The 16327-nt window shown below is 63.8% G+C and carries 20 protein-coding genes and 1 other RNA gene; 13 read left to right on the top strand and 8 right to left on the bottom strand.

Going from position 1 to position 16327, the window contains the following annotated elements; all coding sequences use genetic code 11:
• Positions 1–8: 8 nt before the first annotated feature.
• The 3 genes from ACVMIM_RS25900 to ACVMIM_RS25890 form a co-directional block, all read right to left on the bottom strand.
• Positions 9–206 (bottom strand): DUF4169 family protein, encoded by a 198-nt coding sequence (locus tag ACVMIM_RS25900; protein WP_040995716.1) that lies wholly within the window; start codon positions 204–206, stop codon positions 9–11.
• Positions 207–215: 9 nt separating this feature from the next.
• Positions 216–746 carry an SspB family protein gene (locus tag ACVMIM_RS25895; protein ID WP_040996203.1) on the bottom strand — a complete coding sequence of 177 codons (531 nt, stop codon included), beginning with the start codon at positions 744–746 and terminating at the stop codon, positions 216–218.
• Between the two features lie 117 nt (positions 747–863).
• Positions 864–1547 carry a TetR/AcrR family transcriptional regulator gene (locus tag ACVMIM_RS25890; RefSeq protein ID WP_476115347.1) on the bottom strand — a complete coding sequence of 228 codons (684 nt, stop codon included), beginning with the start codon at positions 1545–1547 and terminating at the stop codon, positions 864–866.
• A 204-nt stretch (positions 1548–1751) separates the two neighbouring features.
• Between ACVMIM_RS25890 and ACVMIM_RS25885 the strand changes: the two genes are divergently transcribed.
• Positions 1752–2957, top strand: a complete 1206-nt coding sequence (locus tag ACVMIM_RS25885) for a multidrug effflux MFS transporter (RefSeq protein WP_476115346.1) — start codon at positions 1752–1754, stop codon at positions 2955–2957.
• 44 nt (positions 2958–3001) lie between these two features.
• Here ACVMIM_RS25885 and ACVMIM_RS25880 read toward each other — a convergent pair whose 3' ends face one another.
• The gene (locus ACVMIM_RS25880; protein ID WP_476115344.1) at positions 3002–3553 is read right to left on the bottom strand and encodes an AAA family ATPase; all 552 of its coding nucleotides are present in this window, start codon (positions 3551–3553) and stop codon (positions 3002–3004) included.
• A gap of 103 nt (positions 3554–3656) precedes the next feature.
• Positions 3657–4017, bottom strand: a transfer-messenger RNA (tmRNA) gene (ssrA, locus tag ACVMIM_RS25875).
• Between the two features lie 168 nt (positions 4018–4185).
• On the opposite strand from ssrA, the gene ACVMIM_RS25870 reads away from it, so the two are divergent.
• Both ACVMIM_RS25870 and ACVMIM_RS25865 read left to right on the top strand, forming a co-directional pair.
• The gene (locus ACVMIM_RS25870) at positions 4186–4497 is read left to right on the top strand and encodes a DUF2853 family protein (protein WP_278048133.1); all 312 of its coding nucleotides are present in this window, start codon (positions 4186–4188) and stop codon (positions 4495–4497) included.
• Positions 4498–4640: 143 nt separating this feature from the next.
• A complete protein-coding gene (locus ACVMIM_RS25865) occupies positions 4641–5435 on the top strand; it encodes a thymidylate synthase (RefSeq protein WP_476115343.1) in 795 nt (264 codons plus the stop codon).
• 3 nt (positions 5436–5438) lie between these two features.
• On the opposite strand, the gene ACVMIM_RS25860 is transcribed toward ACVMIM_RS25865, so the two are convergent.
• Complete coding sequence (locus ACVMIM_RS25860; protein ID WP_040995706.1) at positions 5439–5648, bottom strand: TOBE domain-containing protein; 210 nt, start codon at positions 5646–5648, stop codon at positions 5439–5441.
• Positions 5649–5808: 160 nt separating this feature from the next.
• Between ACVMIM_RS25860 and modA the strand changes: the two genes are divergently transcribed.
• The 4 genes from modA (at position 5809) to ACVMIM_RS25840 (ending at position 8867) form a co-directional block, all read left to right on the top strand.
• Positions 5809–6603, top strand: coding sequence for a molybdate ABC transporter substrate-binding protein (modA, locus tag ACVMIM_RS25855; protein WP_476115341.1), 795 nt, complete (start codon positions 5809–5811; stop codon positions 6601–6603).
• A 22-nt stretch (positions 6604–6625) separates the two neighbouring features.
• A complete protein-coding gene (gene modB / locus ACVMIM_RS25850) occupies positions 6626–7330 on the top strand; it encodes a molybdate ABC transporter permease subunit (RefSeq protein WP_476115340.1) in 705 nt (234 codons plus the stop codon).
• A complete protein-coding gene (modC, locus tag ACVMIM_RS25845; RefSeq protein WP_476115338.1) occupies positions 7327–8439 on the top strand; it encodes a molybdenum ABC transporter ATP-binding protein in 1113 nt (370 codons plus the stop codon). The genes modB and modC overlap by 4 nt, the downstream gene beginning before the upstream one ends.
• Positions 8440–8525: 86 nt before the next feature.
• Positions 8526–8867 carry a winged helix-turn-helix domain-containing protein gene (locus ACVMIM_RS25840; RefSeq protein WP_040995698.1) on the top strand — a complete coding sequence of 114 codons (342 nt, stop codon included), beginning with the start codon at positions 8526–8528 and terminating at the stop codon, positions 8865–8867.
• 135 nt (positions 8868–9002) lie between these two features.
• On the opposite strand, the gene cobF is transcribed toward ACVMIM_RS25840, so the two are convergent.
• Positions 9003–9767 carry a precorrin-6A synthase (deacetylating) gene (gene cobF / locus ACVMIM_RS25835; protein ID WP_476115337.1) on the bottom strand — a complete coding sequence of 255 codons (765 nt, stop codon included), beginning with the start codon at positions 9765–9767 and terminating at the stop codon, positions 9003–9005.
• A 121-nt stretch (positions 9768–9888) separates the two neighbouring features.
• Between cobF and ACVMIM_RS25830 the strand changes: the two genes are divergently transcribed.
• From ACVMIM_RS25830 to ACVMIM_RS25805, 6 genes are all read left to right on the top strand, one after another.
• The gene (locus ACVMIM_RS25830) at positions 9889–10905 is read left to right on the top strand and encodes a DUF4424 domain-containing protein (protein WP_476115335.1); all 1017 of its coding nucleotides are present in this window, start codon (positions 9889–9891) and stop codon (positions 10903–10905) included.
• A complete protein-coding gene (locus ACVMIM_RS25825) occupies positions 10905–11423 on the top strand; it encodes a dihydrofolate reductase (protein WP_476115334.1) in 519 nt (172 codons plus the stop codon). The genes ACVMIM_RS25830 and ACVMIM_RS25825 overlap by 1 nt, the downstream gene beginning before the upstream one ends.
• Positions 11424–11671: 248 nt before the next feature.
• Positions 11672–12784, top strand: coding sequence for an FtsH protease activity modulator HflK (gene hflK, locus ACVMIM_RS25820; protein WP_278048125.1), 1113 nt, complete (start codon positions 11672–11674; stop codon positions 12782–12784).
• Positions 12784–13776: a protease modulator HflC gene (gene hflC, locus ACVMIM_RS25815; protein ID WP_476115333.1), complete on the top strand. Its 993-nt coding sequence runs from the start codon at positions 12784–12786 to the stop codon at positions 13774–13776. The genes hflK and hflC overlap by 1 nt, the downstream gene beginning before the upstream one ends.
• Before the next feature lie 6 nt (positions 13777–13782).
• Positions 13783–13968 carry a DUF2065 domain-containing protein gene (locus tag ACVMIM_RS25810; RefSeq protein ID WP_040999016.1) on the top strand — a complete coding sequence of 62 codons (186 nt, stop codon included), beginning with the start codon at positions 13783–13785 and terminating at the stop codon, positions 13966–13968.
• A gap of 230 nt (positions 13969–14198) precedes the next feature.
• Positions 14199–15719 (top strand): DegQ family serine endoprotease, encoded by a 1521-nt coding sequence (locus tag ACVMIM_RS25805; protein ID WP_476115331.1) that lies wholly within the window; start codon positions 14199–14201, stop codon positions 15717–15719.
• Positions 15720–15750: 31 nt separating this feature from the next.
• On the opposite strand, the gene ACVMIM_RS25800 is transcribed toward ACVMIM_RS25805, so the two are convergent.
• Positions 15751–16323, bottom strand: coding sequence for a GNAT family N-acetyltransferase (locus ACVMIM_RS25800; protein ID WP_476115330.1), 573 nt, complete (start codon positions 16321–16323; stop codon positions 15751–15753).
• Positions 16324–16327: the final 4 nt, after the last annotated feature.

Genomic DNA, 16327 nt, shown 5'->3' with positions numbered 1-16327 from the left:
TGCAGGACTCAGCGCTTGCCGGGGTCGTCGGGTTTTTCCCGGCGATGGCCGGCCACGAATTTCTCGGCCTTCTGCGACGTCAGCCGGTCACGCTCGCGCTCCGTCTTCGAGCGGCCGTGCAGTGCCCGGTTCTCGCTCGCCTGGCGTTCCTTGTCGATGCGCGCTTTCTGCTTGCGGGCCTGGCGGAGATTGACGACCTCGCCCATGACGCCGCGCTACTTCTTGCGAAAGGCGTCGAGCGAGACGACGTCGGCGCCCTTGCCGCCGGTCTCGGCGGCCGCCGGCTTCTTCTCGGCCTCGGCGGCCTTCTTCTTCGTTTCGGGCTTCTTCTCCGGAACGACGGCAACCGGCTCGGGCGCCGGAGCGGCAGCCTCGTCTTCGGCGTTCTCCGTCTTGACGTCGAATTCGAGCTCGAAATTGACCGACGGATCGTAGAAGCCGCGCACGGCGGAGAAGGGGATTTCGAGCTTTTCGGGAACGTCGGAGAAGGAAAGCCCGACCTCGAAGCCGGCATCCGTCACCTTCAGATCCCAATACTGGAACTGGATGACGATGGTCATCTGCTCCGGATAGCGCTCGCGCAGCCTCGACGAGATGCGCACGCCTGGCGCGCCGGTCAGGAAGGTGATGAAGAAATGATGATTGCCCGGAAGGCCAGTGCGCGCGACCTCGGCCAGGACCTTGCGCATGACGCCGCGCAGAGCCTCCTGGGCCAGAATGTCGTAGCGGATGTGGTCGTCGGCCATGTGATGGTCGGGTTCCGTTGAATCGTCCGCATAGCTGTAATCAAGCTTGAGCGCGGCGTAAACCGCATATAGGCGCAAAGGCGTGAGGCCAAGAGGGGGTGCCGGCGATTTGATCGTTCAGGCGTGAACGAGCGCCGCCTGTTCGCCGGCTGGCGACTTCTTCCTGGCGAAGGCGCTGAGAAAGGTCCGCACGCCGTTGGTGGCGGAGCGCAGCACTTCTTCCTCGGTCGGCATCCCACCCAGCATGAAAGTGATCTGAAGTTCGGCGTTGACGAGGGCGAGAAACTGACGCGCCGCGACGTCGGGGTCGCCGATCGCGAGATGCCCGGCGAAGGCAAGCCGGGCGAAGCGCGCGGCAAGCGCCGACCAGGTGCGGCCCGGGCCCTGTTCGCGCCATTCGGCAAACAGTTCCGGATAACGCTCGCCTTCGGCCTGGATCAGCTTGCGCAAGAAACGGCCGTCGCGGTTGCAGATGCAATTGCGGTTCATGCGCACGGCAAAGGTGATCAGGTCGGCTTCCAGGTCCGTGGGCTGGTCGGGGAAGCTGGCGATGGTGGCGAAGATGCCGGCATTGCAGCGCTCCGTGAGGTCGCGCACGACGGCCACGAAGAGCTTTTCCTTGTCGCCGTGATGGTTGTAGACGGTCTGGCGCGAGACGCCGGCCTCGGCCGCGATCAGGTCGATATTGGCGCCGGCATAACCTTCGCGGCAGAAGACGGAAGCGGCGGCGTCCACCACCGACACGCGTTTGGCCTCGTGGCTGCGTGGCGGGAAGGTGTCAGGAGAAACGCCGTGCTTCATGAAAATCTATATAGCGGTGATTGACGAATTGGACAAGCCTGTCTAAATTTGTGGACACAACAAAGGGGAATCCGCTGAAGATGAATACGTTCGCCCTGACAGGCGAATGAATTCGCTCTGAATGTAGGATTTCCGCGGGATGGAACGTCCTGGGTTCAGACGCCGGTATTCGCGGCGGCAACCAGATCCGAAAAGAGCCTTATCATGAGTCCCAAATTCCTCCGCATCGCGGTCGTGCTCGGCTTGTTGTCCGCGATCGGGCCGTTCGCGATTGATATGTATCTTCCCGCGCTGCCTTCGATCGGCCAGGACCTGCATGCCGGCACTGCCGCCGTGCAGATGAGCCTGTTGATCTTCTTCCTGTCGATGGGTTTCGGTCAGATCGTCGTCGGGCCGATCTCCGACATGGTCGGCCGCAAGGCGCCGCTTTATGCCGGCCTCGCGCTGTTCATGGTCGGCGGCGTCGGCTCGGCGATGGCACCTAACATCGAGTGGCTGATCGCTTTCCGCTTCCTGCAAGGCCTCGGCGCCAGCGCTGGCATGGCGGTGCCGCGCGCCATCGTGCGGGACCTGCACACCGGCAATGAGGCCGCCAAGCTGATGTCGCTTCTGATGCTGGTGTTCTCGGTTTCGCCGATCCTGGCGCCGCTGACCGGCAGCCAGATCATCGAAAGTTTCGGCTGGCGCGCCGTGTTCTGGACCGTCACGGGCGCCGCGGCGCTTGCAACGATCCTGCTGGCCACCTCGCTCAAGGAGACGCGGCCGGTCGAAGAGCGCGCCGGCTCATCCTTCGGCACGGCGCTTGCCGGCTACCGCTACCTGATGGGCGACCGCAACTTCCTCGGCCTTGTGGCGATCGCCGGCTTCGGCATTGCGAGCTTCTTCGTTTACCTGTCGAGCTCGTCGTTCATCCTGATCGACCATTACGGCCTGTCGCCGTCGGTCTACAGCGTGTTCTTCTCGATCAACGCGGTCGCCTTCATCGGCATGTCGCAACTGACCGGGATGCTCGCCGACCGCTTCGGGTTGAGGCGCGTCGTCTGGGTGGCGGTCACCGGCTATGCCACGGTTATGGTCGCGCTGTTCGCGATCATGGCCTCGGGCGTCGACCGGCTCGACGTCATGGCCGCGCTGCTCTTCGTCGGCTACGGCTTCCTCGGCCTTGTCATCCCGACCACCTCGGTGTTGGCGATGGAAGAACATGGCGAGATCGCCGGCACGGCCTCGGCGCTGATGGGCACGCTGCATTTCGCCATCGGCGCGCTGGCGATGGGCGTCGCCGGCATCTTCTTCGACGGCACGCCGCTGCCGATGGTGGCGGGCATCACGCTCTGCGCCGTGATCTCGTTCACCCTGGCCAAGCTCACGCTCGGCCGCTCACGCGAAGCGGTGGAAGCGCCGGCGGAGTAGAGCGCCTCGAAACAACCCCCAAAGGCCGGCTCGTCCGGCCTTTTTTATTTCAGGCCTGTTTGATCGATAACGAAGCGCACCCGCTCTTCGAGCGAAGCAAGGGGCAAGGTGGCCAATTCGTAGCCGAGCTCCGCGTAGGCACCGGTGACGAAACGGAACGTGCGCTCGGCCTCCTCGAGCGTCTGCTTGCGCTCCTCGTCCTGGGTGAAGATCTCCGGCCATGGCGGCGCGACGAAGACGCGGGGCGCGTAGCGGAATTTTCGCGCCGCGCTTGTGACGTGATCCGGGACCGGCAGGCCGCAGAGCCTGAGATAGCCGACCGTGTCGGGGGCGCCGCGATCGAAGAAGACCGGGCCGGGTTCGGTATGCGCGGCGTGCCAGGAACGCAGCTCCCATGCCAGCATCAGCTCGGCGAAAAGCGCGCGGTCCTGCCAGGGAAGGGCATGGCCGCCGATCGCCATCTGGTCGCGGATGATGCCGCGCCCGGCCTCGGGAGCCGTCGCAAAGCCTTGGGTCCGCAGCGCCTCGATCAGCGTGGTCTTGCCCGAGCCTGGGCCGCCGGTCAGCACGAAGAATCGATCGCAATCGTTTTGCATCGCTTGTCCATGGGTGATGAGCGGCAAGGCTGTGCGCCGCGCATCGAGCGCCCGACAAGCCTTTGCCGTTCGGTCGATTGGTAAGAAGCAAAAGGAGGGGGAAGGTGGAGGTTTCTGTTGCCAGGTACCTCCGAACCCCGCCTAGAAGTGCGAACCGCTAGGACTTGATTTGAAGCGTTCGCGCCGCATTAAGCAGCGAGACGAGCTTCCGCATAGTTGTCGTTGGCAACTATAAGTTTAGCCCGATGACGGTGGTACAATGCCGGGCGAAAGTACGATCTTTACACCTTCGTCGATCCTATTTCGCCCCCAGCAAAAGCCGCTCCGTCAGCCAGAGCGGTTTTTGGTGGAGGCGCCGGGTACCGCCCCCGGGTCCGAACGGCTTATTTCATCGCCTGTTTATCGCCATAGTCGGTCAAGCCGACGAAGCGAATATAGGGAGCGATGAGGGAAAAATAAAGGCCAAACCGGCGCTTATCCGGTTATGCCAAACTGTGCAGCCAAGGGTTGACTTGCGCGCCTGCTCAATCAAATCTCGCTCCCGGTGAGGAGTCTCCGATCTAGCGCACAGGTTGCGCGGCGCGCCACAACCCTCACCGATCGGATCGGTGGCGCCGACGAGGGGAAGTTTGATGGCCGACTATCTTGCGGATGTGAAGAAATACGATGCCGGCGCCAGCGCCGAGGCGGTCGATAAGATCGTCAAGCATCTGGGTATTGCGCTGAGGAACCGCGATTCCTCGCTGGTGTCCTGCACCGACCCGAAGGAACTCGACCGCGTGCGGGAGAACTGGATCGGCAAGAAGCTCGGCGTTGCCGATGCCGCAAAGGCCAACGCCTCGATCGAGAAAACCTGCAAGGCGATGCATGCCGACAACACCAAGAGCCGCGTGACCTTCTACTATCTGGTCGCGAAGGACCTCGGCAAACTCGGCTCTCTGTAAACCACAGGCACCCGGCGGCCGGCACGAAACCGTGCCGGCACCCTGGATTTTTGGGTGCGATCCGCATCCGGAGCCTGCTTTGCGGTGTTCGACCGGCTGTCGGTCGGGTATGATTGCCTGTCACCCGAATCGAGGCAGAGCCGATGCGCCAATATCTCGACCTGTTGAAGCATGTGCTGGAGAACGGCGTCGACCGCGGCGACCGTACGGGCACCGGCACGCGCTCGGTGTTCGGCTATCAGATGCGCTTCGACCTTTCGCGCGGCTTTCCCGTCACGACCACCAAGAAGCTGCATCTGAAGTCGATCATCCACGAGCTTCTGTGGTTCCTGGCCGGCGACACCAACATCAAATATCTCAACGACAACGGGGTCACCATCTGGGACGAATGGGCCGACGAGAACGGCGATCTCGGCCCGGTCTATGGCAAGCAGTGGCGCTCATGGCCGGATGGGCATGGCGGCGAGATCGACCAGATCGCGAATCTTTTGAAGGAGATACGCAAGAATCCTAACTCGCGCCGGCTGATCGTGTCGGCCTGGAATCCGGCCGAAGTCGAGGCGATGGCGCTGCCGCCCTGTCACTGCCTGTTCCAGTTCTATGTTTCAGAGGGCCGGCTCTCCTGCCAGCTTTACCAGCGCTCCGGCGATATCTTCCTCGGCGTGCCGTTCAACATCGCTTCCTATGCCCTGCTCACCATGATGGTGGCGCAGGTGACCGGGCTGGAGCCCGGCGACTTCGTCCATACGCTGGGCGACGCGCATCTTTATTCGAACCATTTCGAGCAGGCGCGCGAGCAGATGCGGCGCACGCCCAAGGCCCTGCCGACGATGTGGATCAACCCGGAGGTGAAGGACCTCTTCGCTTTCCGCTTCGAGGATTTCCGCCTTGAGAACTATTTTGCGGATGCAAACATCAAGGCGCCGATCGCCGTTTAACTCTCAGTCGATGCCAACCATGACGTCCGAGGCCTTGATCACCGCATAGGCCTGCTTGCCTTTTTCGAGCGCAAGATCGGCGACCGCCTCGTTGGTGATCGAGGAGGTGACGATGACGCCGCCGCCGATGTCGATCCGGACATGCGAGGTGGTGGCTCCCTTGACGATCTCCGTGACCTTTCCCTTCAGGATATTGCGGGCGCTGATCTTCATACGTCTCTCCTTCGAGCTTCACCGTCCCGTTTCGCATTCAGCGTAGGCCGCACCGGCGCACAATGCCATGGCAGGCGAAAAACCTTTCCTTGTTATGTTCATCCGGATATATCGATCGGAGGCTTTTGGCCGAACGGATTTGAAACCAGGGAGAGACTTCATGACGGGCAAGGGTTTCAGGCTGAAGGCGGCCGCTGTGGGCGGCCTGACGGCAATGCTGATGGCGGCGGCACCGGCGGCCCATGCCGACGACAAGGTGGTCGTCTTTGCCGCGGCGAGCCTCAAGGACGCGCTCGACGCCGTCAACAAGGCCTGCGAGCCGGAAGTCGGTGAAGCCGCCACTATCTCCTACGCGGCAAGCTCGGCGCTGGCCAAGCAGATTGAAGGCGGCGCACCGGCCGACGTGTTCGTATCGGCCGATCTCGACTGGATGAAATATCTCTCCGACAAGAAGCTGACCAAGCCTGACACCGAGGTGAAGCTGCTCGGCAACCAGATCGTGCTGGTGGCGCCGAAGGATTCCATGGTCGAGGCCAAGGTGGAGAAGGGCTTCGACCTTGCCAAGCTGATCGGCGACGGCAAGCTTGCCATGGGCGATTTCAAGGCCGTGCCGGCTGGCAAATACGGCAAGGCGGCGCTGGAATCGCTGGGCGTCTGGTCGTCGGTCGAGGGCAAGGTCGCGCAGGCCGAGAATGTGCGTGCAGCATTGAAGCTGGTGTCGACGGGCGAGGCGGCGCTGGGTATCGTCTACGCTACTGACGCGCATGCCGAAAAGGGCGTCAAGGTCGTCGGCACCTTCCCTGAAGATTCGCACCCGCCGATCATCTACCCGATTGCCCAGACCGCCGATTCGAAGCACAAGGATACGGCTGCATTCCTGAAATGCGTCCAGTCGGTCAAGGCCGCCGAGCTCTTCAGGGAGCAGGGTTTCACGGTGCTCGCGCCGAGCAACTGAGAAAGACCGCGCAAACGCAACTATGAACTGGCTGCTGGACCTCACTCCCGACGAATGGAATGCGGTCCGCCTGTCGATCAAGGTGGCGTCGGTGGCGATGATCGCCAGCCTGCCGCCCGGCATTCTGCTGGCGCTCCTGCTTGCGCGGGGGCGTTTCTGGGGCAAGACGCTGCTCAACGGGCTGGTGCATCTGCCGTTGATCCTGCCGCCGGTGGTGACCGGCTATCTGCTCCTGCTCACCTTCGGCCAGCGCGGCCCGGCCGGCGCCTTCCTAGCCGAGCATTTCGGCATCGTCTTTTCCTTCCGCTGGACGGGCGCGGCACTGGCCTGCGGGGTCATGGGTTTTCCGCTGATGGTGCGGGCGATCAGGCTCTCGATCGAGGCGGTCGACCGCAAGATGGAGGCCGCCGCCGGCACGCTCGGCGCCAATCCGCTCTGGGTGTTCGCCACCATCACGCTGCCGCTGATCCTTCCCGGCCTGATCGCCGGCGCGATCCTTTCCTTCGCCAAGGCGATGGGCGAATTCGGCGCCACCATCACCTTCGTCTCCAACATCCCCAACGAAACGCAGACGCTGCCTTCGGCGATCTACACCTTCACGCAGGTGCCCGGCGGCGACGAGGGCGCGCTCCGGCTGACGCTGATCTCGATCGCCATCTCGATGGTCGCGCTCATCGCCTCGGAAGTGCTGGCGCGGCGCGTCGGCCGGCGGATGGACATCGAATGACGCTCTCCGTCGATATCGACCATCAGCTGGGTGATTTCGCCCTGGAAGCGCGTTTCGAGAGCGCCGGCCGGCTGACGGCACTGTTCGGGCCGTCAGGCTCCGGCAAGTCGACGCTGATCAATCTGATCGCAGGCCTGATCCGCCCGGACAAGGGCCGCATCGGCGTCGACGGGCGGGCGCTGGTCGACACCGAAGCGCGGATCTTCGTGCCGATGCACAAGCGGCGGATCGGCATGGTGTTCCAGGATGCGCGGCTGTTCCCGCATATGAGCGTCGCCGGCAATCTGCGCTACGGCCGCTGGTTCACGCCGTCGTCCGAGCGCTACGCCAAGATGGATGCGGTGGTCGACCTGCTCGGCATCGGCCATCTGCTCGACCGGCGGCCGACGAAACTGTCGGGCGGCGAGAAGCAGCGTGTCGCCATCGGCCGCGCGCTGCTTGCCAGCCCGAAACTGCTTCTGATGGACGAGCCGCTCGCCTCCCTCGACGAGGCGCGCAAGGCCGAGATCCTGCCTTATATCGAACGGCTGCGCGACGAGACGAAGATCCCGATCGCCTATGTCAGCCATTCCGTCGCCGAGGTGGCGCGGCTGGCAAGCGACGTCGTGGTGCTTTCGCAAGGCAAGGTGGCGGCCGCGGGGCCGACCGAGGCCATCATGCAGCGGCTGGATCTTTTGCCGGCGGAGGAGCGCGGCGAAGGCGGAGCGGTGCTCGACACCAAAGTCCTGCGCCATGACGAGGCTTTCGGTATGACGGTGCTTGCCTCGCAGGCCGGCGAAATCCGCGTGCCGAAACTGGCGCAGGCGGCGGGCGCTCCGGTGCGCATTCGCATCCGCGCCCGCGACGTCATGATCGCCACCGAGCAGCCCGCGGGCCTCAGCGCGCTCAACATTCTGGCGGGAACGATCACAGCCGTCAGACCGGGCATCGGGCCGACGGTGGAAATCGCCATCGACTGCAATGGCGCGATCGTGCTGGCGCGTATCACCGAACAATCCAAACACACCCTTCGTCTGGCGCTTGGCCGCCAGGTGTTCGCGGTGATCAAGACAGTGAGCTTCGACAGCGCGACGACCGGGGCAGGGCTGCCGGCTGAGGCGGATGGTTGACGAAAGAGCAATATCGCTATGTTGACTTGGAATAGCGATCTGGCGGCGGAGAATGTAATTTTCGGCATGATCGCGGAGGACAGGACATGCCATCATTGAGCCTGCGGATAAATCTCGACCCCGACGGCCGGATCGGCCCAGGCAAGATCGAATTGCTGGAACAGATCGCCGCCTTCGGCTCGATCTCGGCCGCGGCGCGCGGGATGGAGATGTCCTACAAGCATGCCTGGGACCTGGTCGAGGACATGAACCGCGTGTTCGGCAAGCCGCTGGTCGCGGCGCAGACCGGCGGCCGCAAAGGCGGCGGCGCGCAACTGACATCGGTGGGGCTGGCGGTCGTCAGCCGCTTCCGCGCCATAGAGCGAGCCGCTTCATCGGCGGCCGCCGTGCATATGCGGGCTCTGCAGGCGGAGATCGATGCGGGATGAGGCAGTAGGCAGTAGGCAGTAGGCAGTAGGCAGTAGGCAGTAGGCAGTAGGTGTCATGTTCTGGAGCGGCTTGATGCGATACCGGCAAGTTCGCCACTCCCTACCGCCTATTCCCTACTGCCTACTGCCTATTGCCTACTTCTCCGGCTTCCTCAGCAGGTAGGTATCCATGATCCAGCCCTTCTTGCGCCGGGCTTCTTCGCGCATTTTCTCGATCTCGGCGCCGACATCACCCAGGCGGCCGGAAATGACGATCTCGTCCGGCGTGCCGAGATAGGCGCCCCACTGGATGATGACGTCCTTGTCGGCAAGCGTGTTGAAGGCGCATTTGCCGTCGAGCATGACGACCGTGGAACCGGCATTCACGGGCAGTCCTTCTTCGGTCAGCCGGCGGCCAGTCGTCACCAGGATCGAATCGCCGATGCGGTTGAGCGCGGTCGCATGGGCGGCGGCCAACGCCTGGATCGCGGTGATGCCGGGGATGACTTCGAGCTCGAACCCGACATTGCCCCTCAGGCGAACGCGTTCGAGGATGCGCAGTGCGCTGTCATAGAGCGACGGGTCACCCCAGATCAGGAAGGCGCCGCAGCCGTGTTCGGCGAGCTCGTCGCGGATCAAGGCTTCGTAGATCTCGGCGATCGCTTCGTGCCAGTCGTCGACCGTCGCGCGATAGGAAGATGTCGGCTCGGCCCGAACCGGCACATCGAACTCGACCCGGCGCGATTTCGGGTTGTTGACGAAGCGGTCGCAGATATGCCGGCGCAAATCCGCAAGATCGTTCTTCTTCGCTCCCTTGTCGGGAATGAACAGCACGTCGGCGCGGTTCAGGCCTTCGATGGCCTGTACCGTCATGTGGTCGGGGTTGCCGGCGCCGATGCCGATGACGAGAAGCTTGCGCATGCCGATCTCCTGCCCGATCGGCGGCGCGGTGTCCAGAAGTACCCGGTGACGAAGTGCTTTGAAACGCCGCACCGAGACGGTAGATGAAAAGATACCCGTTATCGCCGTCGAAGAGGGGTCCATGCTACGCATCGTACTGACCGCAGCGCTGGCAGTCCTGGCCGCGCCGGCCTTCGCCAATGATTCCGTCGCCGAGCTTGGCACCGGCGGCCTGATCCTGTCGCGCAGCGACGCCGTCGCCATGCAGAGCGAGGATCTTTTCATCTCGCCGGAAAAAGTGACGGTCGACTATGTCTTCCGCAACAACACCGACAAGGATGTCAGCTCCATCGTCGCCTTCCCGATGCCCGACATCGAGGGCGATCCCAACGAGATGCCGGCCATCCCGGAGGCGCAGAGCGACAATTTCCTCGGCTTCGAGGTGACGATCGACGGCGTCGACGCGAAGCCGCAGCTCGAGCAAAGGGCGTTCGCGCTGGGCATCGACATCACCGCCGACCTCAAGGCGCAGAACGTGCCGCTCTATCCCTTCGGCGACGCCGCCAAGGCGGCGCTGGCAAAGCTGCCCAAGGATGTCACCAAGGACTGGGAAGACCGCGGCATCATCATCGAGGATACCGCCGATGACGGCTCGGGCATGCAGACCGCCTATGTGCCCTTCTGGCAATTGCGCTCGACTTATTGGTGGCGCTCGACCTTCCCAGCCAACAAGGAGGTCCATGTCTCGCACCGCTACAAGCCCAGCGTCGGCGGCACCTCCTCGGTCAGCTTCTTCTCCGACGGCCAGTTCCAGAACCCGCAATATCAAAGCTACAAGAGCCGCTATTGCATGGACGAGACGTTCGACAACGCGGTGCGCAAGGCGGCCAAGGCGAATCCGGACGGCTATCCGAAATATTACGAGAGCCGGATCGCCTACATCCTCACCACGGGAGGCAATTGGGCATCCGGCACTATCGGCAATTTCAAGCTGACCATCGACAAGGGCAGCCCCAAAAACCTCGTCTCCTTCTGTGGCGACAATGTCAAAAAGGTCGGGCCGACGACATTCGAGATCACCGCGAAGGATTTTTATCCCGAGCGAGACATCGACATCCTGCTGCTGGAGCCGTCGGACAATGGCGGGAGCGGCGGCTGATGGACATCGCGATCTATGTCGCCATTGCCGCAAACGGCGTGATCGGCCGCGAAGGCGGCCTGCCTTGGCGGCTTTCCACCGATCTCAAGCGCTTTAAGGCCGACACGATGGGCAAGCCGATCATCATGGGCCGCAAGACCTACGAAGGCATCGGCCGGCCGCTTCCCGGCCGGCTCAACATCGTGGTGACACGCGACAAAGCCTGGCGCGGCGAAGGCATCGAGGTGGCCCACTCGCTGGATGACGCGATCGCGCTGGCCAAGGTGCGCGGCCGCTGCATGGCGGGGGCGGAGGAGATCTGCGTGGTCGGTGGCGGCGAGATCTATGCCCAGGCCTTGCCGCTTGCCGACCGGCTGCATGTGACCCATGTGCTGGCCAGCGTCGACGGCGATGCGCATTTTCCGCCGATCGACCCAAGCATCTGGCAAGTCGTCAGCGCCGAGGATTTTCCCGCCGGCGAGAAGGACAGCCACGCGACGCGCTACACCGTCTATCAACGCCGTCGCGACGGTCATTGACGACGACAAACGGTCGCTACCGGCCCAAATCGGACGGTGGCGGTGGCACATCGCGTTGAAAGCGTGCCAAGGCGTCCCTATAGAAGAACGGTGTTACAGCGCCGCGCGTCCAGCCGGACGCGCAAAAGGACGCGGTAAAACTTTGATTTTGGCGCATGATTCCTTTCCGAAAACCGAATTTCGGTTTTCGGGGTCATGCGCTAGGATTGCGCCGCAAGGCTTGAGGGAACCGAAGCGAAAGGACATTCATGCCCTGGAACGACAAGAGCGGTGGCGGCGGCCCGTGGGGCGGCGGCGGCAATCAGGGGCCCTGGGGGCAGGGACCGAAAGGGCCAAGCGGCCCGCAGGGTTCGCCTCCCGATCTCGAGGACATCATCCGCCGCGGCCAGGACAGGCTGCGGCGCGCGCTTCCGGGCGGCGGCGGTGCCAGCCCGGCCGTGCTCGGGCTGATCGCGCTGGCCCTTATCGTGCTATGGGCCTTCAAGGCGATCTACACCGTGCAGCCCGACGAGGTTGCCGTCGAATTGCGTTTCGGCCAGCCGAAGGCCGAGCTCTCGCAGCCTGGCCTGCATTTCCACTGGTGGCCGGTCGAAACGGTCGAGACCGCCAAGATCTCCGAACAGCTCGTCAGCATCGGCGGCGGCGCGACCAGCGGCTCCGGGCTGATGCTCTCCGGCGACCAGAACATCGTCAACGTGCAGTTTTCGGTCGCCTACCAGGTCTCCGATCCCAAAGCCTATCTGTTCGACGTCTCAGATCCCGACGGCATGCTGACCCAGGTGGCCGAGAGCGCCATGCGCGAAGTCGTCGGCCGGCGTCCGGCGCAGGACATCTTCCGCGACGATCGCCAGGGCATCGCAACGGCGGTGCGCGAGATCATCCAGGGCACGCTCGACGGCTACAAGACCGGCCTCCAGGTCAACGCGGTCTCGATTGAGGACGCAGCACCCCCGCGCGAGGTGGCGGATGCATTCGACGAGGTACAGCGCGCCGAGCAGGACGAAGACAAGTTCGTCGAGCAGGCCAACCAGTATTCCAACCAGAAGCTCGGGCAGGCGCGCGGCGAGGCGGCGCAGATTCGCGAAGATGCGGCGGCCTACAAGAACCGGGTCGTTCAGGAGGCGGAAGGCGAGGCGCAGCGCTTCATCTCCGTCTATAATGAATACGCCAAGGCGCCCGATGTCACGCGCAAGCGCCTTTATCTGGAAACGATGGAGAGAATCCTGAAGGACTCGAACAAGGTCGTCGTCGAGCAGGGCAACGGGCAGGGTGTGCTGCCCTATCTGCCGCTACCCGCCTTGCAGCCCAAGGCGCAGCCCGCGCCGCCCACCATGGGCGCCACCACGGGAGGTAACCAGTGATGGCCAACCGTCTTCCCATTATCGCCGTCATCGCGGCAGTCCTTCTGTTTCTGCTCTATTCCTCGGTGTTCGTGGTCAATGCCGGCCAGCAGGCGATCGTGCTGAGGTTCGGCGAGATCATCGACGTCAAGAACGAACCCGGCATCTACTTCAAGGCGCCGTTCGCCTTCTTCGACGCCGACAGCGTGCAGATGGTCGAGAAGCGGGTGATGCGCTTCGACCTCGACAACATCCGCGTGCAGGTCTCGGGCGGCAAGTTCTACGAGGTCGATGCCTTCATCGCCTATCGCATCTCGGATCCGCGCACGTTCCGCGCGGCGGTGTCCGGGCAGGTCGAACTGGCCGAGGCGCGTCTGAAGACGCGTCTCGACGCGGCGCTGCGCCGTGTCTATGGCCTGCGCGACTTCGAGGCAGCTCTTTCGGAAGAGCGCGGCAACATGATGCGCGAAGTGCGCGATCAGCTGCGCCCGGACGCGACGTCGCTCGGCCTCGACATCGAGGATGTGCGCATCCGCCGGACCGATCTGACGGCGGAGGTCTCGCAGCAGACCTATGACCGCATGAAGGCCGAGCGCCTGGCCGAGGCCGAGCGTCTGAGGGCGCGCGGCAACGAGGCGGCGCAGCGCATCAGGGCGCGAGCCGACCGCGAGGTCGTCGAGATCGTCGCCGAGGCGCAGAAGGAATCGGAAATCCTGCGCGGCGAGGGCGAGGCGCAGCGCAGCGCGACTTTCGCGGATGCCTATAAGCGCGATCCGGCCTTCTTCGATTTCTATCGCTCGATGAACGCCTACGGCACGGCGCTGGACAACACCGGAACGACGATGGTGCTCTCGCCACAGTCCGAGTTCTTCCGCTACTTCCGCGATCCGGACAGCAAGCCCGTGCCGGCACCTGCCGCGCCACCGGCTGCATCCGCTGCGCCTGCGACGGCTCCCGCCGCGCCTGCGACTGCACCTGCCGCGCCCGTGACGCAACCCGGCGCCACCCAGTAGCGGGCGGTGCAGGATTTTCTGGCGGCAATCGGCCTGGTCCTGGTGATCGAAGGGCTGGTCTATGGAGGGTTTCCGGCTTTGGCCCGGAAACTCGCCGCCGAGGTGCTGTCGATGCCGGAAAATATGCTGCGGATCGGCGGACTGGCCGCGATCGCCATCGGTGTCTGCATAGTCTGGCTGGTCCGCGGCTAGTTGTTTGTTTTTATGCAATTCCGGGCGGAACCTATGGCGAAGGCGCCGAGCCCAACCGCTAAGCACTTCCTGGAATTGCTCGAATGAAAATTCCTTGGTGCCGCAGCGATTGACGATTTATCTTTCGCCGATAGCTATAGCCGCAAACGTGCCTTATTTCTTGCCAACATGAACAGGACAGGCGCCTTTGCGGATGCGCTTTTCCTTTTCAGAACCACCTGGAGGCCACGATGATATCCGACACCCTGTTGCGCGCGGCGCGGCGCATGGTTTTCGCCGGCGCCACGGCATTCGCGGTCGGCATTGTCGCCGTCCCGTCCTTCGTCACGCCGACGATCGCCTCCGACGGACCGCCTTCGGTCGCCGATCTCGCCGAGCGCCTACTCGGCGCGGTGGTCAATATCTCGACCTCGCAGACGGTGAAGGGCACGGAAGGACCGGGCGCGGTGCCGATGCCGCAACTGCCCGAGGGTTCGCCGTTCCAGGACTTCTTCGACGACTTCTTCAAGAACCGCGGCGGCGAGAAGGGCAGCGGCGGGCAGAAAGTGCAGTCGCTCGGCTCCGGTTTCGTCATCGACGCCGAGCAGGGCATTGTGGTGACCAACAACCACGTCATCGCCGACGCCGACGATATCGAGGTCAATTTCTCCGACGGCATCACGCTGAAGGCGACGCTTGTCGGAACCGACACCAAGACCGATGTCGCGGTGCTGAAAGTCGACCCCAAAGGCCACAAGCTGACGGCGGTGAAATTCGGCGATTCCACCAAGATGCGCGTGGGCGACTGGGTGATGGCGATCGGCAACCCGTTCGGCCTGGGCGGCACGGTGACGGTCGGCATCGTCTCGGCACGCAATCGCGACATCAATTCCGGCCCCTATGACGACTTCATCCAGACCGACGCCGCCATCAACCGCGGCAATTCCGGCGGTCCGCTGTTCAACGCCGCCGGCGAGGTCATCGGCATCAACACGGCGATCATCTCGCCGTCGGGCGGCTCGATCGGCATCGGCTTCTCCATCCCCTCGCAGCTTGCCGCGGGCGTCGTCGACCAGCTTCGCCAGTATGGCGAGACGCGGCGCGGCTGGCTTGGCGTGCGGATCCAGCCGGTGACGGACGACATCGCCGAAAGCCTCGGCATGGCGACCGCTAAGGGCGCGCTGGTAGCCGGCGTCATCAAGGGCGGGCCGGTCGACAACGGTTCGGTGCAGGCCGGCGACGTCATCATCAAGTTCGACGGCAAGGATATCCATGAAATGCGGGACCTGCCGCGCGTCGTCGCCGAAAGCCCTGTCGGCAAGGCGGTGGACGTGGTCATCGTGCGCAAGGGCGTCGAGCAGACTGTCAAGGTGACGCTCGGCCGGCTCGAGGACGGCGAGAAGCTCGCCAGCGGCGGCGAGAACGGCAACACCGACCAGGACAAGGGCGACAAGACGGCGCCTCCGGTATCGACGGCCTCGGTGCTTGGCATGACGGTCGGCGAGCTCAACGACCAGACGCGGCAAAAATTCGGCATCGCGGCCGACGTGTCCGGCGTGGTCATCACCGACGTCGCCAAGGATTCGGCGGCGGCCGAGCGCGGCATCCAGCCCGGCGAGGTGATCACCGAGATCGCGCAGGAATCGGTCGGCACGCCGAAGGACGTGATGGACCGGATCGGCGCGCTGAAGGAACAGGGCCGCAAGAACGCGCTCCTGATGCTGGCCTCGAAGACCGGCGAACTGCGCTTCGTCACGATCCGGATGGATTGAGCTTTCGATTCGGCGAAATCAAAAAAGGCGGCTAACCAGCCGCCTTTTTTCTTGCGTGCCACTCCTCGGCCGAAAGCCTGTAGAGCACGTGCCGCTTGAGCGCGGGATGGCTGTCCGGAATGTCGGGATGGTCGAAGTCGCTGGCCGGGTCGGCGCTCATGCCGAGGCGTTTCATGACGGCGGTGGAGCGATGATTGTCGGCCACGGCGAAGGAGACGATCTCGTTGACGCCCAGCGTGTCGAAGCCGTAGGCGAGCCAGGCCTCCGCCGCCTCGGAGACATAGCCCTTGCCCCAGTATTCCGGTGCCAGCCGCCAGCCGATCTCGATCGTGCCGGCCGGCAGGGAGGGCACATGATCGGTTTCGAGGAGGCCGACGAAGCCGATGCACTCGCCGGTGGCCGCGATCTCGGCGGCGGCAAAACCATAGCCGTCCTCGGCGATCCAGGAGCGGAACTCATCCATTATGGCGTCGGCGGTAGCGCGGTCGCGGCGGAACGGGAAGAACTCCATCACGCGCTCGTCGGAGTTGATGCGGTGGAAAAGCTCGCGGTCGCGCTCTTCCCAGTTGCGCAGGATCAGCCGTTCGGTGCGGATCGGCGTCATCGGA

The sequence above is a fragment of the Mesorhizobium sp. USDA 4413 genome (assembly GCF_056280365.1).
This window is presented reverse-complemented; position numbering and strand designations above follow the sequence as displayed.

What these genes read in the sequence shown, in the direction of transcription:
- ACVMIM_RS25900 (WP_040995716.1), bottom strand. Translation starts at nt 206, where the DNA reads ATGGGCGAGGTCGTCAATCTCCGCCAGGCCCGCAAGCAGAAAGCGCGC.
- ACVMIM_RS25895 (WP_040996203.1), bottom strand. Translation starts at nt 746, where the DNA reads ATGGCCGACGACCACATCCGCTACGACATTCTGGCCCAGGAGGCTCTG.
- ACVMIM_RS25890 (WP_476115347.1), bottom strand. Translation starts at nt 1,547, where the DNA reads ATGAAGCACGGCGTTTCTCCTGACACCTTCCCGCCACGCAGCCACGAG.
- ACVMIM_RS25885 (WP_476115346.1), top strand. Translation starts at nt 1,752, where the DNA reads ATGAGTCCCAAATTCCTCCGCATCGCGGTCGTGCTCGGCTTGTTGTCC.
- ACVMIM_RS25880 (WP_476115344.1), bottom strand. Translation starts at nt 3,553, where the DNA reads ATGCAAAACGATTGCGATCGATTCTTCGTGCTGACCGGCGGCCCAGGC.
- ACVMIM_RS25870 (WP_278048133.1), top strand. Translation starts at nt 4,186, where the DNA reads ATGGCCGACTATCTTGCGGATGTGAAGAAATACGATGCCGGCGCCAGC.
- ACVMIM_RS25865 (WP_476115343.1), top strand. Translation starts at nt 4,641, where the DNA reads ATGCGCCAATATCTCGACCTGTTGAAGCATGTGCTGGAGAACGGCGTC.
- ACVMIM_RS25860 (WP_040995706.1), bottom strand. Translation starts at nt 5,648, where the DNA reads ATGAAGATCAGCGCCCGCAATATCCTGAAGGGAAAGGTCACGGAGATC.
- modA (WP_476115341.1), top strand. Translation starts at nt 5,809, where the DNA reads ATGACGGGCAAGGGTTTCAGGCTGAAGGCGGCCGCTGTGGGCGGCCTG.
- modB (WP_476115340.1), top strand. Translation starts at nt 6,626, where the DNA reads ATGAACTGGCTGCTGGACCTCACTCCCGACGAATGGAATGCGGTCCGC.
- modC (WP_476115338.1), top strand. Translation starts at nt 7,327, where the DNA reads ATGACGCTCTCCGTCGATATCGACCATCAGCTGGGTGATTTCGCCCTG.
- ACVMIM_RS25840 (WP_040995698.1), top strand. Translation starts at nt 8,526, where the DNA reads ATGCCATCATTGAGCCTGCGGATAAATCTCGACCCCGACGGCCGGATC.
- cobF (WP_476115337.1), bottom strand. Translation starts at nt 9,767, where the DNA reads ATGCGCAAGCTTCTCGTCATCGGCATCGGCGCCGGCAACCCCGACCAC.
- ACVMIM_RS25830 (WP_476115335.1), top strand. Translation starts at nt 9,889, where the DNA reads ATGCTACGCATCGTACTGACCGCAGCGCTGGCAGTCCTGGCCGCGCCG.
- ACVMIM_RS25825 (WP_476115334.1), top strand. Translation starts at nt 10,905, where the DNA reads ATGGACATCGCGATCTATGTCGCCATTGCCGCAAACGGCGTGATCGGC.
- hflK (WP_278048125.1), top strand. Translation starts at nt 11,672, where the DNA reads ATGCCCTGGAACGACAAGAGCGGTGGCGGCGGCCCGTGGGGCGGCGGC.
- hflC (WP_476115333.1), top strand. Translation starts at nt 12,784, where the DNA reads ATGGCCAACCGTCTTCCCATTATCGCCGTCATCGCGGCAGTCCTTCTG.
- ACVMIM_RS25805 (WP_476115331.1), top strand. Translation starts at nt 14,199, where the DNA reads ATGATATCCGACACCCTGTTGCGCGCGGCGCGGCGCATGGTTTTCGCC.
- ACVMIM_RS25800 (WP_476115330.1), bottom strand. Translation starts at nt 16,323, where the DNA reads ATGACGCCGATCCGCACCGAACGGCTGATCCTGCGCAACTGGGAAGAG.